The sequence below is a fragment of the Mucilaginibacter sp. Mucisp86 genome (assembly GCF_047324315.1).
GTDB lineage: Bacteria > Bacteroidota > Bacteroidia > Sphingobacteriales > Sphingobacteriaceae > Mucilaginibacter.
Map to the genome: position 1 here is coordinate 1,819,033 of NZ_CP168503.1, position 25,121 is coordinate 1,844,153.

Sequence of the window (25,121 nt, forward strand, 5' to 3'; positions counted from 1 at the left end):
GAGGCTTTATTATTTCTTGGTTGGGTCATTCACTATACCGGCAAATAATATCAACCCGGTTTTCATTTCTCTTATGGCGAAAATAAATGGCTTATTAAAAACATTGGTTGGTGCCGGCGCCGAAATCCCTATACCTACTTCAGTTGCAGCTGCCGCTTCAGTGCCATCCTCATTCACATCAATATAGGCTTCATGCTTTACTTCTGTGATAGCAACTCCACCACCTGCGGTAATCCGGCTAAAATCAGCCTGATCACTAAAAGCAATGCCCATTCCTAATGATTTTAAAATCCCCATCAGGTTAATACCATAGCTAAATTTAAACTTAGGAATAGTAATTTGTGATTTGGTAGCGGCAAGCTTACCCATTAAAAAGTTCCATTTAGTTGAATCAAGACCGAGGGCAAAGGCTTTCACATCTTCATATGGCATAATCATTACCATACTGTACTTACTGTTGCTATACGGCAATTCAACAACATTGGTACCATTATCATAGGCGGTTTTAAGCTCAACGCCATTGTTGGTCATGAAATCGGTTTGTACCGTACTGTTATCGGCAAGGCGAAAAGGCGCCTTATAAGTTTTAGCTGCATCAAAGCGGGTTTTCCAACTGCTTTTAAAATAAATAGCATTAATGAGGTACATGCGGGCACCATCACCAATCTGATCAAGGATCTTCGGGATTTTATTGTTGGTTTGCCCGCTTACCCAACTATTAATAGTATTTGCCGATCCTGTTTTATCGCTGCTGAAGTCAAGCGCTTTTACTTCGGCATCATAAAAATCAGTATTGGTTTTCAGGAACGCCGGCAGCACAGTAAAATTGTTGGCGTACCAAATGGAGTTTGCTATTTTAAGGGTTGTATTTGGATCAAGATCGGGCAGGTTAGTAATGAGGTTATGATAATAACTGTTTACCTGATCTTCAGTAAAACCATTAACTTCTATAGTTTTACGGATATCGGTAAGGGTTTGCCCATTGGCGCCATTGCTGGTCATCCCAACGGCAAAGCTGACACTCAGAGGTGAAATGATCAGATTTTGAGTATTGTCGATGGTACCAACATCTGCTTTAAATAGCTTTAAGGTAAAGGCGTTACCCGGCCCAACCTGTTGTTGTTCGGTTGCTGAAAGTACCAGGTCTTTCCCCGGATCATTTTTTGGATTGATGCCACCTTTTTTGCAGGCAGCCATTGTTAAAATCCCAAGACAAAGTAAGGTTAATTTGCGCGTCATAGTTGATAGGTTTATAATTATATTACGCATTATAAACCACTTACGCTACAGTAAGTTAAAAAATTCATCACTCATAAAAAAGCATAACAATTTTTTAACTCCTGTACTTTTAAAACACCGTAGTTTAGGCCTTTAAAATACTTACTTATACCGATGCAAAATCTACTTAAAACCGCAGCTCTTATCCTGCTGTTATCGGCCGGGCTGAACGCCGCCGCCCAAACCCGAAAGGCCGTTTTTATTATTGCCGATGGCATTCCTGCAGATGTGATTGAAAAATTAAATACCCCTAACCTCAAACTGATAGCCAAGCAAGGCACCTATCTTCGTGCCCATGTTGGCGGTGAAAAAGGAGGATATTCACAAACGCCAACTATATCGGCCAACGGCTATAACAGTTTACTCACCGCTACCTGGGTTAACAAACATAATGTTTGGGGTAACGATATTAAAGCGCCTAACTATAACTACTGGAATATATTCCGGATGTTTAAAAATGCCTGGCCCAACAAAAAAACAGCCGTGTTTAGCAGCTGGACAGATAACCGTACCAAACTTATTGGCGATAAACTACCCGAGGCAGGTAATATCCATCCTGATTATGCTTATGATGGCTACGAGCTGGATACCGTAAAGTTTCCGCATGATAAGGCCGGTAACTATATGCACCTGATCGATGAGCAGGTGGCAGCGTCGGCAGCAAACTGCATTAAAGATAAAGCTCCTGATCTTTCATGGGTATACCTGGAATACACCGACGATATGGGACATAAATATGGTGACAGCCCGCAATATTATGATGCCATTGAAAAAATGGATGCACAGGTTGGTAAGATCTGGGCAGCGATACAATTCCGCAGGCAACATTTCAAAGAAGACTGGCTGATCTTTATTACCACAGATCATGGGCGCAGCGAAGCCACCGGTAAAGATCATGGTGGCCAAAGTGCCCGTCAGCGCTCAACCTGGATGGTTACCAGCTACCGTCCGCTTAATAATTATGCTAAATATTACACCCCGGGTATTGTTGATATTACGCCATCAATCAATAGTTTTTTAAACGTAAAAGTGCCCAAGGCGCAGCAGCGGGAAATGGATGGCATTTCGCTTATCGGCGCAGTATCTGTTGCAGAACCAACGGCAAACTATGTACAGGGCTCTTTAGATATCACCTGGAAAACCCTTGACCCTAAGGGCTATGTAAAGATTTGGGTAGCCTCCGATAATACTTTTAAAGAAGGTAAGGCCGATGACTACAAGTTATTAGCTACTGTGCCGGCAAACAATGAACATGTGCTGGTTGATGTTAAAAATATACCCTCTAAATTTTACAAAATTGCCATAGAAGGATTAAATAATACTGTGAACAGGTGGGTTGTATTGGAGGATAAAAAATAGATCTGCAGCAGATAAGATACAACCAGTTCAAAAACAACATTAATAAAATCGTCCCCTTCTTTGCTTTGTGCATTGGAGGGGATTTGCATTTTTACATACTTCCCTCCTTTTACTATTCAAAATACAAACTACTTGGTATTGTGCAGCCTGCCGTGGCTCCGTAACATTGTGATACAAAAACAACCCAAAACCACAATGAAAAAGCCACAATTATGTACCCCTGGTATCAAACCAGCAAACAGCAGTACGTTAATTTTTATGATGACATGCCCTGTAGCCCCTTTAATAAACCGGCCGTTTTATCCCAAAAACAAGAAATTGCCGATTGTTTTTTTGCAGGTAAATTGCATAAATTAGATCATTGCCGGATAGCGTTGATCTCTTTATTATAACCATTGACACCTTACCTAACCCCTTTTACTAAAATGATCTTTAAAACCAACATATGGGCACTTATTTGCTGTGTTACTACTATAATTTGTTTAAGTACACAAGCAGCCTACAGCCAAAATCAGTTTGAAAAGGAACTCACGCAAAAAATAGATAATTTCCTGGCTCCTGCCCCTCAAATCAACCAGCAAACAACACCAACACAAAATGAGCTTTACCCCAGCGATGCACCTGGCGGCATATTAATACCATCGGGCTTTGGGGGATATGGTACTTACCTGTTTGGCGGCATCGGAGCTACCTATCCCGAGGTATACCTGAATAATAATAAAACAGACCTGATCACTTCGGTAGGGGCATGTGTAGGCAACCCTGCAAAAGCAGTAAACTTTGCTGCCAGTTTAAATATGACCGATGTGCACAAATTCAGGGATTTCTCGGGAAACTTTATCATAAGCCGTATATTATTTGCCGGAACAAGCATCTCGGCCGGAGCATTGCAGGTGTTTGCTAACGTGAAGCAGTCTGATGCCTCCGGCTCAACCTACTTCCTTGCCGTAACCCATGCCATACAAACCATTAAATCATTAACCCCGGGCTGCTCAAGGCTTAGCTATACAATAGGTATAGGCAGCGGCAGGTTTTATGAAAAAAGCCCTAAAGATATTGCTGCCGGCAGAGGCAAACACGGCACCGCAGTATTCGGTAGTATATCCTATGAACTTATACATCATGTAAATGTAAATGCCGAATGGACGGGCATGAACCTCGGTATTTCGGCGGGGGTCAGGCCGTTCCCGGTGCCCTTAAGTTTAGCGGTAGGGGTTGCAAACCTTACCCGGTATACCAACGACAGGGCCAATATGGTATTCTCCCTCGGTTACCCGCTCTCACTAAACCGGCGATAGTTTCCTTTTAGCAAAATCATTAATTATTTCATTAAAATATATAAAATCTATGAAAAAGATCATCATAGCAGCATTAGTCGCGTCCGCAACTTTGGCTATAAGCATCAATCGGGCCTCTGCACAAAGCAGAGGCAATCAATCAGACTGGAACGTACCACCGCCAATACCGCCGGTACCACCTATTCCGCCGGTGCCGCCAATACCACCGGTGCCGCCCATTCCTCCTGTACCGCCGATACCGCCCGTGCCACCTATTCCACCGGTACCACCAATACCGCCAGTGCCACCGATAACACCGGTGCCGCCAATACCTCCGGTGCCGCCAATACCGCCGGTGCCGCCTATTCCACCGGTACCACCAATACCACCGGTGCCGCCGATTCCGCCAGTGCCGCCAATACCACCGGTGCCGCCAATACCACCGGTGCCACCAATACCCGGTTTAAAACCGTTGCATTAATTAGGATCAATACAGGGCAGTTTATTTTAACTGCCTTGTATTAAAAGCTTGCTCTTATTAAACAAAAATTACATGAAACCGCAAATACCCAAACTTAAAACTATATTAACCGTACTGCTTACCAGCATATCTGCCTTAAGTAGTGCACAAACGGCGCACCGTATATTTACCTTTAAAAAAGGCGATCAATTTCAACGCACTGCTTTTTTAAGTTCAAATACTGTACTGCAACGCGGCGATCAAAAGTTTAACATCAACAGCTTTTCATCAACAACTAAAGTTTATGATGTTATTGATACCACAGGCCAGGGCTTTAACCTTGCAGTCACCACCAAACACATTGCCGATACGGTTGACGCCATGGGTAAAAAACTGGAGTATAGCTCAGACAAGCCGGTTACCGACAGCTCGGCTATCGCAAAAGCGCTTAATAACCTTACAGGTAAAGTTGCTTCGGTAACTATCAATAAAAACGGCCTGGTAACTGATGTTACTGATCCTGCGCTGCAATTTACTAATGACGCTTTCACAGCATTTACCGGTTTGCAGCAGGAGCAAATTATAAAAGGAACAACCCTTGGCCTGCTGGCCGATTTTGTGATAACCCAATCACTTAAACCTGGCTATACCTGGGCCGACTCTATCACGGTGAACGGGCAAAAAACCAAGAACACTTTTTGGATAGATAAACTCACCGATAAAACGACCACGGTAATTTTTGAAAGCGCTATTACCGGTGGGTACACCAACAGTAATACCAACGGTGTATACGTCATTGACAATCAAACAGGCGTGATCCTGGAACGGATGATGAAAAGCATTATAAGCGGCTATCAGCTTCACAACCAGGTAGTTTACGCAGCATCAAAACGCACAGCTTTTACCGAAAGCTGTTACAAGATACATTAGTTCCCGAACGTAGGGGTACAATAGGGGCTATTGTTAAAAGAGAAGGCTATGCGGTTAAGCCAAACGCATATGCCTCTCTTTTTTATTTTTACTTCATCCGGCGTTTAGTGAAGTTTCATCCTTTTTGCCGCAGCGGGGTGCAGATAATTATTGTCGCTTAGCCAGTCGGCCATGCGCTGTGGCCAGGTACTGATACTTTGCAGCTTTGAGCGGTAACCCATATTAAAACCATGGTCGCCCTGGGTATAAATATGTACCTCAACCGGTATCCTTGCCTCACGATAACGTTGCAACAGCTTAACTACGGATGGCGAACAACAAACATCATCATTCGCAGCTAATAAAAATGCAGGCGGAGCATCGTAAGGTAATTTATCGGGGATATAAAGCGGCCCCGGATAAATCTGGATCAAAAACGACGGACGGGCGCTTAGCCTGTCTATCGGATCAGGAGCTTTTGGATCGCCTTTGCCTTCGCCAAAGGCCACCATATCAACCACTTCGCCACCGGCCGAAAAGCCCATCATCCCGATGCGGTTAGTATCCAATCCATATTCTGCTGCTTTGCTGCGTACCAGCCGCATAGCGCGGTACCCATCCTGTTTTGCATGTACGTCAATTTTGTATGGCGATAGCGTATCTCTTCCCAAACGATATTTCAATACAAAAACAGTAACACCTAAATTGTTAAGGTATTTGGCAGGATCAACACCTTCGGCAGTATAAACCAGCAAACGGTGCCCCCCTCCGGGGCATACCACAACTGCCGAGCCGTTGGCTTTGTCCTTCGGCGGCAAAAAAACAGTAAGCGATGGATTATGAATATTTTTTACCCAGTAATCTTTAGCCTGCTCAGGCTCATTACGGCGATTTTCAAAACCGGGCGCTCCGTTTGGCCAAAGCGGTATAACAGTGTCCTGGGCTATGCCCGCAAAAGGCAGTGTAAGGAGCACCAGGAATAGGTAAGTGCTTAGTTTTGTTTGCATAAAGTAAATATACTTTATAACTGAAGGTTTGGCGTTAAAGCACTAAACTTTTACGCGGGTTAATGGTTAAATTTGAGTAGTTCATGGTTCATAGATGATGGTGCATGGTTTGACAGGCAGCAATTTGTTAATTCACTCTTTGTAAACCGGTTAGCCCATGATCTATGAACTATGAACCATGAACAGTTAATAAAAAACTTATGGCAAATTTCCAGGAAATAATAGCATCAGAAACACCGGTACTGGTCGATTTTTCGGCAGAGTGGTGTGGGCCTTGTAAAATGATGCCGCCTATACTGCACGATGTAAAAACAGCGTTAGGAGATAAGGTAAAGATCATTAAAATAGATATTGATAAAAACCCTGCGGCAGCCAGTGCATACCGTATTCAAAGTGTGCCTACCCTTATGATTTTTCAAAAAGGGGAAAGCAAATGGCGTCAAAGCGGCGTAGTGCAGGCCAGGCAGTTACAACAAGTGGTAGAGCAGTTTTTGTAAAAAACCACCTCACCCCAACCCTCTCCAAAGGAGAGGGAGTTTTTAGAATTTAATTTAATCATCACTATTCAAAAAAGTCCTCTCCTTTGGAGAGGATTTAGGAGAGGTTTAACATGGCAACCATCGAAAGCATCCAGAACGCGTATATTGATTATGTTTTAACCGAAGGTGAGCAACCTAAGTCGGTTTATATCTTTGCAAAGCAAAATGAAATGAGCGAGGCTGAGTTTTACCAGTTCTACGGTTCGTTTGAAGCGGTTGAACAGGGTATCTGGGCAGGCTTTGCTACCAAAACACTGGCCGAAATCCGCGCCCAGGAAGTTTGGGAGGGTTATTCATCACGCGAGAAAGCATTGTCATTTTTTTATGGCTTTTTTGAGCTGATTAAAAGCAGTCGCAGCTTTGCAGTTTATAGCATAAAAAAACAACCTAAAGGTTTTACAACACCAAAAGTATTTATTCCGCTGAAAGATATTTTTGAGGGCTTTGCCGATGATATCATGAAAGAAGGGATTGAAAGTACCGAACTGAGCGACCGTAAATACTTCTCAAAAAAATACAAGGATGCACTTTGGGTACAGTTTGTGTTTATACTCAACTTCTGGATCAATGATAATTCGGCAGGCTTCGAGAAAACCGATGAGGCTATCGAAAAAGGGATTAATGTAACTTTTGATCTTTTCCAGCGCTCACCCATCGATAACCTTTTTGAATACGGTAAGTTTTTGGTGCAGAACGGCGGGATAAAAGATAAGATGGGATTTTGAGATTATGGCAGATGAAACTCCGGGAGCAACTCCCGAACAAAATAGTATACCTACTACCAAAGTACAGCGGTCGGCCAAGTTTATAAAAACAGGCGTTAAGATCGGCGGCAATTATATTAAACATTACTCCAAAAAGCTGTTCAATCCTGATCTTGACAAATCAGAGCTAAATGAGGATAATGCAGCTGATATATATCAATCATTAAGTGAGCTTAAGGGTAGCGCGCTCAAAGTAGCGCAAATGCTCAGCATGGATAAAAACCTGCTGCCGCAGGCTTATGTAGATAAATTCACGCAATCGCAGTATAATGCGCCGCCGCTTTCAGGGCCACTTATTGTACAAACATTCAGGAAATATTTTGGTAAAAACCCCGATCAGATTTTTGATAAGTTCAATATCCGCTCAACCAATGCGGCTTCAATAGGCCAGGTACACCAGGCAGAGGTAAATGGTAAAAAGCTTGCCGTTAAGATCCAGTATCCCGGCGTTGGCGATTCTATCTCGTCGGACCTGAAAATGGTTAAACCCATTGCCTTCAGGATGCTGGGCATGAGCGAAAAGGAACTGGATGTGTACATGAAAGAGGTTGAAGAACGCCTGCTTGAAGAAACCGATTACGAACTGGAAGTTCGGCGCTCGATTGAGTTTTCTAAAGCCTGTGCCAATCTTGATAATGTTGTTTTTCCTAAATATTATCCAGAGTTAAGCAGCAAACGGATCATTACTATGGATTGGCTGGAAGGAAAACACCTGAAAGAGTTTTTAGCCACCAATCCATCGCAGGAGCTTCGCAACCAGATAGGCCAGGCCTTGTGGGATTTTTATAACTTTCAGCAGCATGAGCTCCGTGCCGTACATGCCGATCCACATCCTGGCAATTTTATGATCACCGCCGAAGGGAAATTGGGTGTTATCGATTTTGGCTGTATTAAGGAAATGCCAGAAGATTTCTATTACCCTTTCTTCTCCCTTACTTCAACCAATTTACTGGACAACAAAGAGGAAACCATTAAAGCGTTCAGGCAACTGGACATGATCCATAAGGACGATACCCCGGTGCAGATAGAGTTTTATTATACCCAATATAAAGACATGATCGGCCTGTTTGCCCAACCGTATATTACCGATACCTTTGACTTTAGCCAAACAGCATTTTTTGATCAGTTATACAGCTTTGGTGAGCGAATATCTAAAATGCCCGAGTTTAAACAGGCACGCGGCGTAAAGCACTTTATTTATGTAAACCGTACCAACTTTGGCTTATACAATATTTTGCATGAGCTAAAGGCTAAAGTAAAAACAGATACGTTTAAGCCGCATGTGGTGTTGGAGTATTGAGCAGTTTTGAGTTTGCAGTGGGCAGCGATTAAATAATTAAGCTATATTTGGATAAACCTATCACCATTTATGAAAGTGCAATACCTGCTTTTAATAGCATGTTTATTAGTTGCCTGCAAGTCAAAGCATACAAAACCAGGTATCGATTCTTCTAAGATCAAAAAACTTAAAGTTTTACCGGCATCCTATAAGATGTCTAACAGGGACATCCAAACAAATGCAGATACATCGGAGATTGGTGAACAACGCGATGCCTATGCCGATTACTATGTTGTGATTGCTGACACTGGTCTTAATTATTATTCATTAAGAGATAAAATGTTTGAACTGAACCATGCTACCGGTGTTGCTATTGACACAATGGATCAATATTACGACAAACAAAAGGATCTGATTAAACTTCCGGACAATTATGATGACGATATACTTGCCGGGCAATATGTTATGCGGAGATATCCCTCAAAAACCTTAAGTCTTGAATATTTGGAGTCATATAAAAACGATTCGGACAAAAAAATGATAGCGCTTGTAACCGACATCTATGAAAATAAGTCAAGTGCCGACAGCGCGTTAAAAGCGCTTCAACCCATTAGTGCCTTCTCTATAAAATCTAAAATTTATATTGGTTGTATCCATTAAATCACTATTTGGCAGCCTAAAACAGAACATGGGATTAAACGATTTAAAAAAAATCATTATTGCTGAATTAAGCAATACGCTTAAACCGCTAGGCTTTAAACGTGCAGGCCATATATTTTCAAATACAACAGATGATCTTGTTTACTACATAGCATTGCAAAGCAGCACCAGTTCAACTGCCAGTCAATTAAAGTTTACTGTTAATATAGAGATCAGATCACAAGAATTGTATCAGCTATATGAATCAATGCTTCCATTCAATGCCCAGGATCACTACAGGTTCCGTATTGGATGGTTTATCGAACCCCAAACAGACAAATGGTGGTTGGCCCATAACAACCAATCTGCAATGCTCGCGGCCGAAGAAATTAATACATTGATAGTTCAAAAGGTTCTTCCCGAATTCTCGCATCTGAAATCTGTGAAAGATATTTATACTTTTTGGAAACAAGGCAACGGTACAGGAATAACAGAAGGAGCAATAAAAAACTATATGCACCTGTTGGAACAGGCTGATATCTTAAACAAATAATTTTATAACAATAAACCTTTATGCCAATACTCCAAAACACATTTGTCCACCACGTACACTTCTGGCTTAAAAACAAAGCCGATAAAGATAAACTGATTGAAGGGCTTAACATCCTCCTTCCTATTCCACACATCCGTGATATACATATCGGTGTACCCGCCGATACTAACCGCGATGTGATCGATCGTTCATACGATGTATCGCTATTGATATTATTTGATACCTCCGAAGCACAGGAAGCTTACCAGATCGACCCTACCCACGTGATATTTGCCGAAGAATATGCCAAACCACTTTGCAGTAAAGTAGTTGTGGTTGACAGCGTAAATATTTAAGTTTTGATTAAAATGGATAAGGTTAAATGACATATATTTAGCCTTATTTATTTTTTTTAAACCTATTCATGTATTCACGGATCACCTGCCTTATTACACTGGCTATATGCCTTTCATTTTCAAAATCTTACTCACAAACCGACACTTCCCATTACGACCTGGGAAGACTGCGCGTAAATAAAAATCTCACGCAAAGCATCACCATAAAAGCCGCCGACTTGCAGCGTCAGCCTTTTGCTAACATAAGCGATGCGCTTAATGTATGGTTTTACGGTATTTATACCAATAGCAATTATGTGGTATATGTGGTTGATGGCAATATCATCAATGATGTAAACGCTTACAACATTCATGATATTGAAGAGATAACATTGGTACAAAATGCAGCTGCACAGGTAAGCGGTGTCTCGCCACAGAAGCAAATGATACTGATAAAAACCAAACGTAACAGACCGGGCAAATCGGGTATTGAAGCGGCCGGGCAAACCAACCTGGTTAGTGCACGAAACACTTCAAATATCAATGAGCTTAAAAGCCCCACCAACGTTTACCACCAATATTACTTATCAGGCTATAAAAATACAGATATCATTAATGCTGGTATTTCTGCTACATATTTAAGGGATGTTTCTCCAACTTTAACAACTCAGCAAATTAATATTAAAACGCCATTAGGTTTTGACAGGTTTAAATTTAATGGGTATGCCGATGTTAAACTCGGTGCAAACAATACACTCAGTGCTACAGCAACATACGTACCACAGGTTACACGCTTTAATTATGATAACGCCAACCTGTATAATAGCAGCGATCCTAACTACCAAATCCAGGCAAGTACAGCTGAACGCACCAAACAAAATCTCTTTAACGGCGGCCTCAGGTTAAACTCACAACTGGTAAAAGGCCTTAAAAACAGCTTATCAGCTTCGTATAGTCATTATACCTACAATGAGGATAATAATTTCGAGGCTGCAGGGGCAGCTGTTGGCCCTGGCAATTTTCAACGGACCAATAGCATTTCTAAAAATGTTGATCACAAAAATGTTTTACTGCTTCGGGATAACTTAAGCTACCAGAAAACTATCGGCAATTTCAGCATTGAACCGGCTGTTGATTTCACCTACCGTCATACACGCGATTCAATTGCCAGCATTAACACATCAACCATCTATAACGGCACCGATCCGCTAACTATTAACCAGTTTGTCAATAGCACTACTACTACCAATCGCAACTATTACAAACGTAAAGACTACTTATTAACACCATCACTAAGCCTGGCGTTCAAAAACAGCATTAATCTTCAAGGCGGCTTTGTAACGGTATTAGATTCAAAAAAAGCCCTGTCTGTAGCAAACGATGCCGACTTTAAACGGATTTTCCCTTATGCATCAGCATCTGTAAATGTTTCTTCACTTACCGGTATCAGTGCTGTTGGTATAAAACTATATGGTTCTTATTCAAAACAAAACCAGCTTTTGCAGAGCGACGGCGAACACCTTAACGGCTTAACCTTTGGTAATGCATTTAACAGCCCGTTTAACACCGAGTATTCCTACCTTACCAACTATTATTATCCTTCGGTATATTACAATATGCTAAAGGCTTTTAATGTTTACGCAGCTGGTGCTGATATTAACCTTTCGGCCCTGGTATCCGTTAATTATAATTTTGAACGCGGAGGCCTTGCGGTTCCTGTACTATATGATGTACCTTATGGCCCTAACGGGAGCATAACTATTTTAGGGTATGCTGATTCAAAATATACACGCAATCGCATTGGCGTAAACTTCAATATTATTAACAAAGCATCAACCCGCTTCATTACAGGACTTAACGCCTCCAATATTAAACAACGCATAAGCCCCGGTATCGGGGACATTGCACTGGGTGATAAAATATGGACAGGGGGCTGGGTTAACCGCCTCGAGATTGAACGTTTTTTTGCAGGCCTGGATATATTATACAAAACAGGTGAAGGCAACTATGCCAATCCTTACGAGGCTAACTCAAATGTACCGGGCTCAAACAAACAATCGTTTTCGTTACAGAATATTTACTTTGGTTATAACCTGAAAACCAAACAGTTTAAAAATCTTGAGATATTTGCCAACGGTCAAAATATATGGCAAAACAAAACTTCTAATATTACCGACAACCGCAAATTTTACGGTCTTGGATTTAAATTAGGATTGTAAAACAGGCTACGTTTTTTGTTGTTTCACTAAGCATGAAGGTTTTGCTTGCTGGTGCTAACGGCTACATAGGTACGCGGCTTATCCCGGTTTTACTGGAGAAAGGCCATGATGTGGTTTGCCTGGTGCGGGATAAGCGCCGGTTTCATGAGCACAGCGATTTTAGCAGGCAGGTTACCTTAATAACAGGTGACCTGCTCAAAGAGTCAAATATCGAATCATTTCCTGAAGATGTTGACGCGGCTTATTACCTGGTGCATTCTATGGCGCAAACGCAGGATTTTACCGCGCTCGAAGCACTTTCGGCCCATAACTTTGTACAGGCGCTTGATAAAACTAACTGCAAACAAACCATATTTTTAAGCGGAATAACCAACGACGAAAATCTCTCCCGCCACCTCGAATCAAGGCGGCATGTTGAAGATGTATTGAAAGAAGGCAAAGCTGCATTAACCGTTTTACGGGCAGCTATTATCATAGGCTCGGGCAGCGCTTCGTTCGAGATCATTCGCGACCTTACCGAAAAACTCCCCGTTATGACAGTTCCCCGCTGGGTAGACACCAAATGCCAGCCCATTGGCATCCGCGATGTGCTGGGTTACCTGGAGGGTGTAATGCTAAACGAAAAGTCGTACAACCGCACGTTTGATATAGGTGGCCCCGATATTCTTTCGTTCAAACAAATGATGCTTACTTATGCCGAAGTTCGTAAGCTAAAAAGGTATATCGTTACTATACCTTTCCTTTCACCTAAAATATCGTCATACTGGCTGTATTTTGTTACCTCAACAAGCTTTACACTTGCCCAAAGCCTGGTGAACAGCATGAAGAACGAAACCGTTATGCATGATCATAGTATTGATAACGTCGTGCCACGTAAATGCCTTCCTTATAAAGAATGCCTTGAGCTGGCTTTTGTCAAAATAGAGCAAAACTCTATCGTATCAAGCTGGAAGGACGCTTTTAACCAGGGCTACCTTAATCCCGGTTTTATGGACCAGATCAAGGTACCACAAAACGGTACGCAGGAATACAAAGTAAAAATGCCCTTTGAACGCCCTGCCAACGAAGTTTTTAGCAACGTACTTGCTATAGGCGGCGACCGCGGCTGGTATTATTGGGACTGGATCTGGAACATCCGCGGTTTCCTGGATAAGGTTTTCGGAGGCGTTGGCTCACGCAGGGGGCGTACAAGTAATATCAATATTAGTCCGGGTGACGTAATTGATTTTTGGCGGGTTTTATTAGCCGATCGCGAAAATAAACGCCTGCTTTTATACGCAGAAATGAAACTGCCCGGCGAAGCATGGCTTGAATTTAAAATAATTGAACGCCACGGTAAACAAAGTTTAAGTCAGGTAGCTACCTTTAGGCCCAACGGCCTTTGGGGCCGGTTATATTGGTATGCTATGTGGCCGTTTCACCTGTTTATATTTAACGGAATGGCAAGGGAGATTGTTAATTACCGGGAATGATGTTCATTGGTTAATTAGTTCAATTGTTCATTGGTGTAAGGCGCAACCTCTTGTTGTGTGGCTATTAAAACTTGTTAATGAGCAATTGTATAACCAAACAGGCAAACCAATGAACAAGTGAACTAATGAACTAACAAAAATGAAAAGTATATTATTAACCGGAGGATCGGGATTATTGGGCCGCCATCTTACCAAAGCATTATTGGCTAAGGGCTATACTGTGAGCCATTTAAGCCGCAAAACAGGTAACGATCCGCAGGTAAAGACATTTGTATGGGATATCAACAAAGGCACTATTGATGAGCATTGTATCGATGGGGTTGATACCATAGTGCACCTTGCCGGATCGGGCATTGCTGACAAGCGCTGGACTGGCGCCCGCAAAAAAGACCTGATAGATAGCCGTGTAAAATCAATTGAATTACTGTACGATTTGATGAAACGCAAACAACATCAGGTTACTTCAGTAATCTCGGCATCCGGTATAGGGTATTATAGCAACCGTGGCGATGAACTGATGCATGAAACAAGTGTTCCTACCAATGATTTTATATCGCAATGCTGTGTGCTATGGGAAGCTGCCGTTGATGAGGGAGAAGAATTTGGTGCCCGGGTGTTAAAGTTCCGTACCGGGGTAGTGCTTGATAAAGATGGTGGAGCATTACCAACGCTTGCAAAACCTATAAAACTATATGTGGGCTCACCCATTGGTAGCGGCAAACAATGGGTACCCTGGATCCACTGGCAGGATGTGGTAGATATGTACCTGTTGGGCATCGAAAACACGGCGCTCAGCGGCGTTTACAATATGGTTGCCCCTTGCCCTGTTACCAATAAGCAACTCACTCAAGCGGTAGCCAAACACTTACACAAACCTTTATGGGCTCCTAATGTGCCTGGCTTTATTCTCAAACTTTTATTGGGCGAGATGAGCAGCATTGTATTGGGCAGTACCAAAGTATCGGCACAAAAAATTGAGGATGCCGGGTTCAAGTTTAAATTTGCTGATTTAGATACAGCGCTAAGTGAAATTTATGGATCATAAAACTCCGGTTAGCATATTCTGGTTCCGCCGCGATTTACGGCTCGATGATAATGCAGGCCTTTATCATGCCCTTAAAAGCGGCAACCCTGTTTTACCAATATTCATTTTTGATAAAGAGATCCTTGACAAACTGGAAGATAAAGACGATGCCCGTGTTACGTTTATCTATCAAACTATTGAAAGCTTAAGTGATGAATTGCATAAGCATGGTGGCAGTCTGTTAGTGCTTTATGATAAAGCTACACACGCCTGGGATAAGCTCATCAAAGAGTACAACGTTGCCGAAGTATATACCAACCATGATTACGAGCCATACGCAACTAAACGCGATGATGAGGTACGCACCAAACTTACAAAACACAACATCCCGTTTAAAACCTATAAAGACCAGGTAATTTTTGAAAAAAATGAGGTAGTAAAGGACGATGGCAAGCCTTACACTGTTTACACCCCTTATCAGCGCAAATGGTATAGCACCTTAAAACCATTTTATTTAAAAGCTTATCCAACAAAAAAACACCTTAAAAATCTTCATCAAACCAAAGCGTTGTCTATCCCTTCGTTAAAAGAAATGGGCTTCGAAAAAAGCAATATGCCCCTCCCCGATAAAGGATATGAAAGTGTGATCAAAGATTATAAGGATCAGCGCGATTTTCCGGCTATTAAAGGCACTTCACACATCGGCATGCATTTACGTTTTGGCACTGTAAGCATCCGCGAACTGGCGCACACTGCCCACAGCTACCATGATAAAACCTGGCTCAATGAACTCATCTGGCGCGAATTTTATATGATGATACTTCACCATTTTCCGCATACTATGGATCATGCTTTCAGGCCTGAATATGACCGCATCCATTGGGTAAATGATGAAAAACAATTTGAGGCCTGGTGTAACGGTGAAACAGGCTTCCCGATTGTTGATGCGGGAATGCGTGAGTTAAATACAACCGGTTTTATGCATAATCGCGTGCGCATGATTGTGGCCAGTTTTTTAAGCAAAGACCTGCTTATCGATTGGCGCTGGGGCGAGCGATATTTTGCCCGCAAATTACTGGATTATGAAATGGCAAGCAACGTAGGCGGCTGGCAATGGGCAGCCGGCTCTGGTACTGATGCTGCACCCTACTTCAGGATCTTTAACCCTGATGCGCAAACCAAAAAGTTTGACCCGGAACTTCAATACATAAAAAAATGGGTTCCGGAATATGCCGACTTCAGCAAATATCCAAAACCCATTGTTGATCATGCTGCCGCGCGCGACAGGTGTTTAGCAGCTTTTAAAAAAGCACTGGCTAAGTAAGTTATTAATTGCTAACGGTGGCTACTGTAAAATCAAAATAAAGCACAACGTTTGCAGCAATAGAGGTACCGCTACCAGTGGTACCGTATCCAAACCTTGAAGGTATTATCATGGAAACGGCCGAACCCGCGGTTTGTCCCTTTAAACCCTCCTGTACGCCTAATGCCAGGGCATTTACCGTAAACGATGAAGAGGTTGCGCCCTGGTTTGAGGTGCTGTCAAACACGTTATCGTTTAAAAATTTGCCCGAGTAAGTACAAGTTATATAAGAGTCTGTATTGATCTGATCTAAGCCGGTACCAGGTGTAGCTACTTTTATATAAACTCCATCTGCCGTTTTAGTAAATCCGGTAAGGCTTTTTGCTTTTATATAATTATTGATGATAGCATCATCATAAACTTCCTGGTTTGAAACCACATTAATATAGTAATCCAAACTTTGGTTACCGGCAATATGCGTATTGGCATTACTTGAGCTTCCGGAGCCATAGCCATTAACACCATAAGCTAAATGCGATGGTACGATAACCCTTGCAGCGGTACCTTTATATTTTATAAGGTTGTGGATAGCTATTTGCACCCCTTTAGGCAATGAATTGCTCACATGGCCTAAATAACCATAAAAATGGTTTGTGTTAATTGAATCGACAGATACAAACTTACCATCGAGCGAACGGATGGTAAATACAAATGAGATCTGGTCTGAATAATCCATTGGTGTACCACGCCCTTGCGAAAGGATCTTGTAGTAAATGCCGGTTGTGTCACCATCTGTAGTATCACGCAGCATACCGGTAATGCCGTTTGCTGATATATAATTCTGGATCTGGGTTTGGTCGTATTGCTTAATATCCGGATCGTTCCTGTCTTTCCGGCATGACATAAAGCCTATAGAGATAAGTACTAAGAGCGTAAAAATTGTTTGTTTCATTTATTATAATTTGTCTTTTTTTAACCGCCTAAAGCTTTTGCTTTACTGGCTTATATTCTCCGTTTTATCAGGCTTTGTTAATTGGTTACGTTATACAGTTGAATTTGAAAATCAAGCACCGAATTTGCCGGCAAATGTATCGAATCCTGTGCATACGGCCCGTAAGCATAACGCGACGGAATCAGCAACCTCACTTTACCCCCCGGTTTGATTTGCGGGATCCCCAACTGCCAGCCTTTTATCACATTTCCTAATACATAGGTAGGATGAAACTGATCTGTTTGAGCAAACACAAAACCAGATGTTAATATTTTGCCGGTAAAACCAACCGTAACCTGGGTTGAATTGGTGTAAAGCACATTGCCGGTTCCTTCTTCTCCATCGTTCACTATATAATAAACCCCTGTTGTGTCCACCCGCTTAGCTTTTAATGAAGTGTTGGCAGCCAGGTAATCTTTAATGATGTTATCATCAATCTCTTTTTGTTTATTATATTGTACCATCGGGTCAACAGACGATTTAACACAACCGCCTGCAATAACGCCTAAGAGCAATAAAACTATCAGTATCCTGTTCATCAATTCAAAAGGCAAATTTATTCTTTTAAAATAGAAAAACGGCAGCTTAACACTTTTTAACAATTAATAAAAAGCTGGCACCGTTTAAAATACCCAACAAGGGAGATTTTGAAGGTAAAACGCTCGATTTTAAGTAAAAGTGTATACGGGTCATTTGCTGTGCTGTCATTTTGTTTCACGTCATTGAGTCATTGTCTTGCAGGCTGCTAATGATTAATGACACAGGATAAATGGCCCACCCAAAGTAAATGACTTAATGACCACGCAGTGTAATGACACAAAGTGAATGACGCGAAGCTTAATGACCTGTCAGGGTTTATAGTTAACAGTAAGCTTGTTGAGTTTTTTGAGGGTTTCAATGAGGTGTTGTTTATCGGCATCGCTGATGTTGGCATCCAGATAATTATTAAACTGCCTTACAATTACGCGGGCCTGATGGCGTTTTTCTTTACCGAGCGTGGTAAGATAAATTTTAACCGAACGTTTATCCCCTTCGTTGCTTTCGCGATAGATAAGCCCGGTGGTTTCCAGTTGGCTAAGCATACGCGACAAGCTGGTTGATTTAAGCCCCAACAGGGCAGCCGCCTGTGATACAGTAGTACCTTCCTTTTCGTCGATGTTAATGAGCAGGTAGCCAATTGACTGGGTAAAGCCAAACTCCGTAACCAACTGGTTGTACCTGTTGGCCATAGTTTGCCATACTATTTTTATAAAATAGTCAATAGTTTCCTGGTGTTTTACATTATTATGCATGCATACCAAACGTAAGAAATGCTTATTGATTACGCAAGGGCTTTGTTCATTTGTTCATTAGTTCACTGGTTCATTAGTGCCATAAGTCGAAATAAACGTCGTTATGCATCGCCTCAAATACCAATGAACTAATGAACCAGTGAACTGATGAACCGCTTTACCACCCCATCTTCGTATCATCCCCCCTTGGGTCGGCACCTCCTTCATAGTAGCCCCATTGGGTTTTTAGGATGGCATCAACCCGACCGATGGATTGCCTGGTTATGACCTTATATGCTTTGCTTTGTAGTTTGTTTATGGTTACACTATCAACACCATCTTTTTCAATTGTTACCTCATCGGGCAGCCATTGGCTATGGAAACGTTTTGACGCAACAGCCCGCTGCATACTCTGATTAAATTCAATTACATTAAGTATGGTTTGAAAAACCGAGGTAATAATAGTTGAACCACCGGGAGTTCCTACTACCATAAACAGCTTACCGTTCTTTTCAACAATGGTAGGTGTCATGGATGATAACATCCGCTTGCCCGGCTGGATGCTGTTGGCTTTACCGCCGATGAGCCCATACATATTTGGTACGCCGGGCTTTGAACTAAAATCGTCCATTTCATTATTTAGCAAAAAGCCGGCCCCGTTTACAAAGATCCTCGAACCAAAACTATCATTCAATGTTGTGGTAATAGAAACAGCGTTTCCGAACCTGTCGACAATTGAATAATGCGTAGTTTGATCACTTTCATGACCGATAAATGTGCCCGGCTGGATACTTGTGCTTGGCGTAGCGGCCTCCCAACTGAAGGTTTTCATACGCGATGTGATGTAAGCAGGCTTAAGCAGGCTATCAACCGGTACTTTATAAAAATCAGGGTCGCCAAGGTATTTGGAGCGATCTGCATAAACCCGGCGTTCGGCCTCAACAATCAGCCTGATGGTAGAGTCCTGATTGTAGCCCCATCGCTTCAGCGGATAAGGCTCAACCGATTTCAGCAACTGTAGCAAAGCAATTCCCCCGCTTGAAGGCGGCGGCATGGTGATGATCTTATAATCTTTATAGTTACCAATAAGCGCGTCGCGCCAAACAGCATGGTAATTTTTCAAATCGGCTTTTGTGATCAGGCCATTACCCTGTTTCATTTCATCAACAATCAAATCTGCAACCGGACCATCATAGAAACCATCACGGCCTCTATCGCGAATCTGTTCGAATGTTTTGGCAAGGTCTTCCTGTACCAGCAAATCGTCTTCCTTCCATTCTCCGTCCTTTACCAGATAGTTTTTTCCCGGATTTAGCTTTTTAAATTGTTCGGCAGTATGATTAAGGTCATTGGCCAAATGTTTGGTTATTTTAAAACCATTACGGGCAAGTTTAATGGCAGGTTCAACAAGGTCGGCCCATTTCAGTTTACCATATTTACGATGAGCTTCAACCATGCCATCAACCGAGCCGGGAACGCCTGAGGCTTTGTGTGTATACAAACTCATATCAGGTATTACATTACCGGCCGAATCAAGGTACATATTAACATTAGCTGCAGCAGGGCCTTTCTCCCTAAAATCAAGCGTACTTGTTTTGCCGTCGCCGGCGCGGTAAACCATAAAACCGCCACCACCTATGTTCCCGGCTTCGGGTAAAGTGACGGTCAAAGCAAACTGAACCGCCACTGCGGCATCAACTGCATTGCCTCCTTTTTTCAATATATCAAGCCCCACCTGTGCTGCGTCGGGATAGGCACAAACTACCATTCCGTTGCGGTATTGGCCGCTATTGTTGAGTCCGAGCTGACCCGGAGCGCATCCCGCCAAAACAAAAAATATTGCGGATAAAAACAGGAGCAGGTATTTCGGAGTATTTATTTTAAGGCAGTTCAAAGTCATTACAACATTTTAAATTCCCCTAATTTAACTTATTCTGCTATTTGATTTAACAACCCAAAACCATTATTTCATACTGAAAACCAATTTAATACAAATTAAAATATCATCTTTTCGGCACACGCACAGCATAAAAAGGCAATTCTGCCGTTTATTTGCATAAATAAAAAAGCTTTAAATTAAGCTAAACAAGCTGGTCACTTTTTTGTTACAGCTACATTATTGTCAATCATTAAATTCATCTGCATGAAAAAACTAACGTACCTTTTATTTCTTTCCGTCTCCTTTTTATTTATCAGCAAAAACTCACAGGCCCAGGACTATAAAACTGCAGTAGGTTTAAAATTTGGCGCATACGAGGTTGGCCCCTCTGTTAAGTATTTTATGGATAAAGGCACCGCGCTTGAAGGCATTTTAGGCATCCGCGATCATGGTGCAGTATTAACCGGTTTATATGAATTGAACCAGCAAGCCTTTAATGTTGATAAACTGAGCTTTTACTACGGCTTTGGCGGCCACCTTGGTTCGGTCGGCAGCGGTTATTACAAACGCTTTGGCGGCGACGACGAATACTATAATGGCAAACACATCCTTATAGGTGCCGACGCTGTTATCGGTTTGGAATATGTTATCCCATCGGCGCCAATTGCTATCAGCCTTGACCTTAATCCACGATTAGAACTGGCAAGAGGGCCATTTTTTGACATCGCACCTGGCCTGGGATTAAAATATACCTTTTAAAAAAGAAAAGAGTTATCATCACCGGCTTAGCGGGTGATGATAATTTTCTGCGAATAGATCTTCTGACCAAGCAATACCTTCAGCACATAAACACCCGGCGTTTGCCTGCTTACATTAAGTATCGTGCTATAATTACCCTGATCAATATTTTGTTGGGCCCCCTGGTAAACAGTTTCACCTAAAGCATTAACCAACGATAGTTTCAGTGTTGTTGCCTCCTTGGCTGCAAATACCACATTCAAATCGGTACTTACCGGTACAGGGAATGCACTTAAGCCAATTTCACTTTTACTTCCGGTTACGCCTTCCCTGGCATAAAAATAATTATCTGATTGAGCCACACAACCATTGGCCAATGTAACCTGCACCTGGTATTTGCCGCTTTGTACCGGGTCATAAGTTGCAGCAGTAGCTCCGCTTATTACATTGCCGTTTAACAACCATTGGTTACCATCGGTAAAGTTTGAGTTAAGGGTATTATTTGTTTGCGTAACTACAGGTTTACTTAAAGTAACCGCTTTACGCATAGCAGATGCACAACCCAGGCTCTGCACCTTCATATCATAAAAATAGTAATAGTAACCTTTATAAGCAGTAGTATCGCCATTGGTTGCCGTAGCACCATTGCCGGTGATACTAAATATACTGCCAATTTTAAATGGATAACCCGTTACTCCGCCGTTACTGCGATATATAGTAGCCTGATCTGCAAAGTCAACAGAAATCTGGTAAACTCCGGCAGCCGGTAACGACAGGTTTAAATCATAAACCTGCCCCTGATCATTAGGATCGTCGGGTTGCGCACCGGCCAAAGGCGTTGTACGGGTTGCTACAGCATTTATAGAAGTGGTTGATACTATCTGACCATTGCTATTGGCTACGTTAAATGTTATTTTTCCCGAATTACCAATATAAAGGCGGGCACTCTTTATTAATAACGGCACCTTGGTGTTCACAGTTACGTAAGGCGTAAACTGGTTATAGCCACCGGCTGTGAATACGCTTTTGGTGGCAGGGCCAATTGTTCCTTCAAAATCATTAATGCCTGCATAATAGGTATTGTTAACCGGTGCCTGGGTTGTTATCGCTTCGCTCCCGGCAGCTATGGGTAAAACATCAGTTGCATTTTGATACCATAGCAAGGTACCATCACCAGTTCCAAATAATTCATACTGTTTGGTAGTAGCACAGTAGTAAGCACTCAGATCGCCAATAGTCGCCGGCGAATTGATCACCACATTGGCCGTTACCGAGTTGTTACTGCTAACCGGATCGCCGGCAAGTTTGCTGGTGGCCGTGATGGTGTATGATGCACCGGCAATTGCATTAAACTGCTGACTAAAGGTAAAGTTATCTTCGGCCAGCGCCGGCAATGAGGCCTTATAAGTTTCATTGTAAGTAGTGGTAACGTTATTGGCATCGGTAATGGTAACCGTTACCGGAATATTATTGATAGCCGCATTGCCAAAGTTTTTAAGCCTCACCGTAACCGGCGTACTTGCCGAGCAGGAACCGCTGCTACCCGGACTAACAATAGCAATAACACCCGCATCGATACTGGTTTGCAAAAATTGAACCCGGTAATCCTGGGTTTCACCTTTATCATAGTTGCCACAAGCTTTAATGGTTGATGCATCGCCGGTTTCAGTAAGCACCACCCGCATCAGGCTGTAAGCGCCGGCAACTACCGTTCCCGGCACGGTTATGTTGGTATTATAAGTACCTGTGCCATTAATAATACCTGTGGTTGCAGCCAGCTCGTTATCTTCAAAAACACCATTGGCATTCCAGTCAATAAACACCTTTGCAGCTTTATTAAAGTTGTTACCGCAAGTGCCAAGTGTAATACTCAGTGGATATGTTTTGGCCTGCTCCAGTTGCACGGTAAGATTGGTATAGTCCGAATAGCTTGTGCAGCCTGCAACCGGGGTATTGTTAATATTAGCCAGTTTAAAGTTATCAATCCGTGAATCGGCGCTTGACAGCGGGGCCGAAGCACAATAGGCAGTTCCTCCAACCCCGGTAACAATAAGTGAGTAGGCCTGCGAACCTGATGATAAAGTTCCTTTATGTGATACCGTGATAGTATAAGCCCTGCCGGGAACCGAATTAGGAATGTATACCTGCTCGATATTATCCCTGATATTATCGCCTTTAGTTGCAGCAAATCCCGGCTTATCCGGATCAAGCACCCAGGGCGTAAAAGTTGTTGTACCATCGCTTACCCTGATATCAAGGTCGTTCACTAATTTAGGGGTACGGCTATTAATCACGCCTTCGGCAGTTGCTGTGCCTTGCGGATCGGTCCACGATATGGTTGCTGACAGTAAGCGGTTGCCGGAAGCAATTACATTATAAGTTTGTGTTTGTCCCTGCGTTAGTGTTTTTTCGCTCACTATACTTTTGCCGCCATTATTGGTTATCGCTTGTGCAGCTTCGGTCATGTTAAGTAATCCCCAACCATAAATGTAATCGGGCCCAATATTACCCGCGTCAAAAGCGGTATGGCAAACCAGCCCCTTCAAGGTAGCCGATCTCATAAATGCTCCCCCGTTTTGTTTGGCATAATACTCCTGTAGCAAATAAAGGGAACCTGTAATATTAGGAGCAGCCATTGAGGTGCCCGACAAAGTAAGGTATGAAGTGGTATTGTCAACCCCTACTGAAAGCACATTTACACCATCACCTACAATATCGGGTTTAATACGGCCATCATCCGTTGGCCCCCAACTGCTAAAGGGCGCTATGGCTACATCACTCCGGTTTTTAGGCCCGTACAAAAGCGGATAAACCGCCCCTACCGTAATTATATTTTTGGCATTGCCACTTGTGCTGATAATATCATAGCCGTCGTTATTACTAATGCCAGCCGGGCGGGCGCCCTTGCTTACAAAAGTCTGATCAGTTTTACTTTTGTAGCCGTAGTAGGTTTCACCTACTGCCGGGCCGTTACTTGAACGTTCATTACCGGCCGACTCTACAATGAGATAATACGGGGCATTGTAAGCTATCTTATCCCAGTTGGCTGTTTTTGAATCGTAGAAACCGAAGTTATAATCCACCGTATCTCCGGGTAAACCATTCCATTCCCAGCGGCCGGCCGAATCATTATAGTCCCAGCCTGCTACAACACCGTACGAGTGATTTGAAAGCAACAGGTTAGCTGCCGCGGCACTCATTTCGGTTTCGTCGTCATTAAAATCGTAGGATTGTAATGTAGTTGCCCCAAAAGACATTCCTTTGGCAGGCGCATAAACACCTTTGGCAATCATGGTACCCGCCACATGCGATGAATGATCATTCACCGAAGCATTATTTTTAAGCGTGATGGTTTTTCCCGTAAACTCCTGATGGGCCTTATATACTGAGCCGCCGTCCCATATAGCCAGTTTATTAGCCAAAAAATCTGATGAGCCTGATAAATTTAGGCCAAGTGAACCGCCGGGTTGTAAGGTGTTTGTGCCGGTGGTAGCTGCTGCAGTTGTGTTATTATGAGTTATGAGGTATATGGGAAAGCCAAGTTTATTAACTCCCTGCAAGGCAACAAAGTTACCATTTCTTGATCTGCGTGTTAATGTCCAGCCATGGGTTTGCGCTAACGATACCGCTTTATCATATGATGCTTTAAATGCGATACCTGACTGGTTAGAGAGTTTGGTCAATTCGGCTTTCCCTTTTTCACTTATTAAAGGCTGCTGGGCCATAGCATCGCCAGCTGCAAAAAGCAGCAAAAAGCAAAAAGAAATAATTGTGTAAAGTTTAATCATTGGTTTGAAAGATAGGCAATTTTAAGAAAAATCAACCTTAACTAAAACAAAACAACCA

The 25,121-nt window shown here is 42.6% G+C and carries 22 protein-coding genes; 15 read left to right on the forward strand and 7 right to left on the reverse strand.

Translation table 11 applies throughout. The annotated features are described in order from the left end of the window. Positions 1–9: 9 nt before the first annotated feature. Positions 10–1,239 carry a serpin family protein gene (locus tag ACEN9X_RS07470; RefSeq protein ID WP_413669776.1) on the reverse strand — a complete coding sequence of 410 codons (1,230 nt, stop codon included), beginning with the start codon at positions 1,237–1,239 and terminating at the stop codon, positions 10–12. A 153-nt stretch (positions 1,240–1,392) separates the two neighbouring features. Between ACEN9X_RS07470 and ACEN9X_RS07475 the strand changes: the two genes are divergently transcribed. The 4 genes from ACEN9X_RS07475 (at position 1,393) to ACEN9X_RS07490 (ending at position 5,304) form a co-directional block, all read left to right on the forward strand. Next, positions 1,393–2,637 (forward strand): alkaline phosphatase family protein, encoded by a 1,245-nt coding sequence (locus tag ACEN9X_RS07475; RefSeq protein WP_413669777.1) that lies wholly within the window; start codon positions 1,393–1,395, stop codon positions 2,635–2,637. A 425-nt stretch (positions 2,638–3,062) separates the two neighbouring features. Then, a complete protein-coding gene (locus ACEN9X_RS07480; protein WP_413669778.1) occupies positions 3,063–3,935 on the forward strand; it encodes a hypothetical protein in 873 nt (290 codons plus the stop codon). A gap of 49 nt (positions 3,936–3,984) precedes the next feature. Further along, positions 3,985–4,395: a hypothetical protein gene (locus tag ACEN9X_RS07485; protein WP_413669779.1), complete on the forward strand. Its 411-nt coding sequence runs from the start codon at positions 3,985–3,987 to the stop codon at positions 4,393–4,395. A gap of 72 nt (positions 4,396–4,467) precedes the next feature. Next, positions 4,468–5,304 (forward strand): DUF6263 family protein, encoded by an 837-nt coding sequence (locus tag ACEN9X_RS07490; protein WP_413669780.1) that lies wholly within the window; start codon positions 4,468–4,470, stop codon positions 5,302–5,304. 104 nt (positions 5,305–5,408) lie between these two features. Here ACEN9X_RS07490 and ACEN9X_RS07495 read toward each other — a convergent pair whose 3' ends face one another. Further along, positions 5,409–6,290: an alpha/beta hydrolase gene (locus ACEN9X_RS07495; RefSeq protein ID WP_413669781.1), complete on the reverse strand. Its 882-nt coding sequence runs from the start codon at positions 6,288–6,290 to the stop codon at positions 5,409–5,411. Positions 6,291–6,490: 200 nt separating this feature from the next. On the opposite strand from ACEN9X_RS07495, the gene trxA reads away from it, so the two are divergent. The 10 genes from trxA (at position 6,491) to ACEN9X_RS07545 (ending at position 16,417) form a co-directional block, all read left to right on the forward strand. Next, the gene (gene trxA / locus ACEN9X_RS07500; protein ID WP_091216140.1) at positions 6,491–6,787 is read left to right on the forward strand and encodes a thioredoxin; all 297 of its coding nucleotides are present in this window, start codon (positions 6,491–6,493) and stop codon (positions 6,785–6,787) included. A 113-nt stretch (positions 6,788–6,900) separates the two neighbouring features. Further along, positions 6,901–7,554 (forward strand): TetR family transcriptional regulator C-terminal domain-containing protein, encoded by a 654-nt coding sequence (locus ACEN9X_RS07505; protein ID WP_413669782.1) that lies wholly within the window; start codon positions 6,901–6,903, stop codon positions 7,552–7,554. A 4-nt stretch (positions 7,555–7,558) separates the two neighbouring features. Continuing rightward, complete coding sequence (locus tag ACEN9X_RS07510) at positions 7,559–8,893, forward strand: ABC1 kinase family protein (RefSeq protein WP_413669783.1); 1,335 nt, start codon at positions 7,559–7,561, stop codon at positions 8,891–8,893. Positions 8,894–8,962: 69 nt separating this feature from the next. Then, positions 8,963–9,532, forward strand: a complete 570-nt coding sequence (locus tag ACEN9X_RS07515; protein ID WP_413669784.1) for a hypothetical protein — start codon at positions 8,963–8,965, stop codon at positions 9,530–9,532. 28 nt (positions 9,533–9,560) lie between these two features. Beyond that, complete coding sequence (locus ACEN9X_RS07520) at positions 9,561–10,064, forward strand: DUF4304 domain-containing protein (RefSeq protein WP_413669785.1); 504 nt, start codon at positions 9,561–9,563, stop codon at positions 10,062–10,064. Positions 10,065–10,084: 20 nt separating this feature from the next. Beyond that, positions 10,085–10,399, forward strand: coding sequence for a Dabb family protein (locus tag ACEN9X_RS07525; RefSeq protein ID WP_413669786.1), 315 nt, complete (start codon positions 10,085–10,087; stop codon positions 10,397–10,399). Between the two features lie 68 nt (positions 10,400–10,467). After that, positions 10,468–12,597, forward strand: coding sequence for a hypothetical protein (locus ACEN9X_RS07530; protein ID WP_413669787.1), 2,130 nt, complete (start codon positions 10,468–10,470; stop codon positions 12,595–12,597). A 32-nt stretch (positions 12,598–12,629) separates the two neighbouring features. Then, positions 12,630–14,069, forward strand: coding sequence for an SDR family oxidoreductase (locus ACEN9X_RS07535; protein WP_413669788.1), 1,440 nt, complete (start codon positions 12,630–12,632; stop codon positions 14,067–14,069). A gap of 139 nt (positions 14,070–14,208) precedes the next feature. Continuing rightward, entirely contained in the window at positions 14,209–15,114 is a 906-nt protein-coding gene (locus ACEN9X_RS07540; RefSeq protein ID WP_413669789.1) for a TIGR01777 family oxidoreductase, read from the forward strand. Beyond that, a complete protein-coding gene (locus ACEN9X_RS07545) occupies positions 15,104–16,417 on the forward strand; it encodes a cryptochrome/photolyase family protein (RefSeq protein WP_413669790.1) in 1,314 nt (437 codons plus the stop codon). The genes ACEN9X_RS07540 and ACEN9X_RS07545 overlap by 11 nt, the downstream gene beginning before the upstream one ends. A gap of 4 nt (positions 16,418–16,421) precedes the next feature. Here the strand turns inward: ACEN9X_RS07545 and ACEN9X_RS07550 are convergent, their stop codons facing one another. The 4 genes from ACEN9X_RS07550 to ggt form a co-directional block, all read right to left on the reverse strand. Then, positions 16,422–17,348 carry an FKBP-type peptidyl-prolyl cis-trans isomerase gene (locus tag ACEN9X_RS07550; protein WP_413669791.1) on the reverse strand — a complete coding sequence of 309 codons (927 nt, stop codon included), beginning with the start codon at positions 17,346–17,348 and terminating at the stop codon, positions 16,422–16,424. Between the two features lie 77 nt (positions 17,349–17,425). Then, the gene (locus ACEN9X_RS07555) at positions 17,426–17,926 is read right to left on the reverse strand and encodes an FKBP-type peptidyl-prolyl cis-trans isomerase (protein WP_413669792.1); all 501 of its coding nucleotides are present in this window, start codon (positions 17,924–17,926) and stop codon (positions 17,426–17,428) included. A gap of 309 nt (positions 17,927–18,235) precedes the next feature. Next, positions 18,236–18,679, reverse strand: coding sequence for a MarR family winged helix-turn-helix transcriptional regulator (locus ACEN9X_RS07560; protein WP_413669793.1), 444 nt, complete (start codon positions 18,677–18,679; stop codon positions 18,236–18,238). 157 nt (positions 18,680–18,836) lie between these two features. Beyond that, on the reverse strand, positions 18,837–20,558 hold the full coding sequence (gene ggt / locus ACEN9X_RS07565) for a gamma-glutamyltransferase (RefSeq protein ID WP_413669794.1): 1,722 nt from the start codon (positions 20,556–20,558) through the stop codon (positions 18,837–18,839). Between the two features lie 243 nt (positions 20,559–20,801). Here ggt and ACEN9X_RS07570 point away from each other — a divergent pair, with 243 nt between their 5' ends. Next, a complete protein-coding gene (locus ACEN9X_RS07570; RefSeq protein ID WP_413669795.1) occupies positions 20,802–21,296 on the forward strand; it encodes a hypothetical protein in 495 nt (164 codons plus the stop codon). Positions 21,297–21,322: 26 nt separating this feature from the next. On the opposite strand, the gene ACEN9X_RS07575 is transcribed toward ACEN9X_RS07570, so the two are convergent. Continuing rightward, positions 21,323–25,063 (reverse strand): S8 family serine peptidase, encoded by a 3,741-nt coding sequence (locus ACEN9X_RS07575; protein WP_413669796.1) that lies wholly within the window; start codon positions 25,061–25,063, stop codon positions 21,323–21,325. Positions 25,064–25,121: the final 58 nt, after the last annotated feature.

Excerpts from the sequence above, each read along its gene's own strand:
- ACEN9X_RS07470 (WP_413669776.1), bottom strand. The coding sequence starts at position 1,239 with ATGACGCGCAAATTAACCTTACTTTGTCTTGGGATTTTAACAATGGCT.
- ACEN9X_RS07475 (WP_413669777.1), top strand. The coding sequence starts at position 1,393 with ATGCAAAATCTACTTAAAACCGCAGCTCTTATCCTGCTGTTATCGGCC.
- ACEN9X_RS07480 (WP_413669778.1), top strand. The coding sequence starts at position 3,063 with ATGATCTTTAAAACCAACATATGGGCACTTATTTGCTGTGTTACTACT.
- ACEN9X_RS07485 (WP_413669779.1), top strand. The coding sequence starts at position 3,985 with ATGAAAAAGATCATCATAGCAGCATTAGTCGCGTCCGCAACTTTGGCT.
- ACEN9X_RS07490 (WP_413669780.1), top strand. The coding sequence starts at position 4,468 with ATGAAACCGCAAATACCCAAACTTAAAACTATATTAACCGTACTGCTT.
- ACEN9X_RS07495 (WP_413669781.1), bottom strand. The coding sequence starts at position 6,290 with ATGCAAACAAAACTAAGCACTTACCTATTCCTGGTGCTCCTTACACTG.
- trxA (WP_091216140.1), top strand. The coding sequence starts at position 6,491 with ATGGCAAATTTCCAGGAAATAATAGCATCAGAAACACCGGTACTGGTC.
- ACEN9X_RS07505 (WP_413669782.1), top strand. The coding sequence starts at position 6,901 with ATGGCAACCATCGAAAGCATCCAGAACGCGTATATTGATTATGTTTTA.
- ACEN9X_RS07510 (WP_413669783.1), top strand. The coding sequence starts at position 7,559 with ATGGCAGATGAAACTCCGGGAGCAACTCCCGAACAAAATAGTATACCT.
- ACEN9X_RS07515 (WP_413669784.1), top strand. The coding sequence starts at position 8,963 with ATGAAAGTGCAATACCTGCTTTTAATAGCATGTTTATTAGTTGCCTGC.
- ACEN9X_RS07520 (WP_413669785.1), top strand. The coding sequence starts at position 9,561 with ATGGGATTAAACGATTTAAAAAAAATCATTATTGCTGAATTAAGCAAT.
- ACEN9X_RS07525 (WP_413669786.1), top strand. The coding sequence starts at position 10,085 with ATGCCAATACTCCAAAACACATTTGTCCACCACGTACACTTCTGGCTT.
- ACEN9X_RS07530 (WP_413669787.1), top strand. The coding sequence starts at position 10,468 with ATGTATTCACGGATCACCTGCCTTATTACACTGGCTATATGCCTTTCA.
- ACEN9X_RS07535 (WP_413669788.1), top strand. The coding sequence starts at position 12,630 with ATGAAGGTTTTGCTTGCTGGTGCTAACGGCTACATAGGTACGCGGCTT.
- ACEN9X_RS07540 (WP_413669789.1), top strand. The coding sequence starts at position 14,209 with ATGAAAAGTATATTATTAACCGGAGGATCGGGATTATTGGGCCGCCAT.
- ACEN9X_RS07545 (WP_413669790.1), top strand. The coding sequence starts at position 15,104 with ATGGATCATAAAACTCCGGTTAGCATATTCTGGTTCCGCCGCGATTTA.
- ACEN9X_RS07550 (WP_413669791.1), bottom strand. The coding sequence starts at position 17,348 with ATGAAACAAACAATTTTTACGCTCTTAGTACTTATCTCTATAGGCTTT.
- ACEN9X_RS07555 (WP_413669792.1), bottom strand. The coding sequence starts at position 17,926 with ATGAACAGGATACTGATAGTTTTATTGCTCTTAGGCGTTATTGCAGGC.
- ACEN9X_RS07560 (WP_413669793.1), bottom strand. The coding sequence starts at position 18,679 with ATGCATAATAATGTAAAACACCAGGAAACTATTGACTATTTTATAAAA.
- ggt (WP_413669794.1), bottom strand. The coding sequence starts at position 20,558 with ATGACTTTGAACTGCCTTAAAATAAATACTCCGAAATACCTGCTCCTG.
- ACEN9X_RS07570 (WP_413669795.1), top strand. The coding sequence starts at position 20,802 with ATGAAAAAACTAACGTACCTTTTATTTCTTTCCGTCTCCTTTTTATTT.
- ACEN9X_RS07575 (WP_413669796.1), bottom strand. The coding sequence starts at position 25,063 with ATGATTAAACTTTACACAATTATTTCTTTTTGCTTTTTGCTGCTTTTT.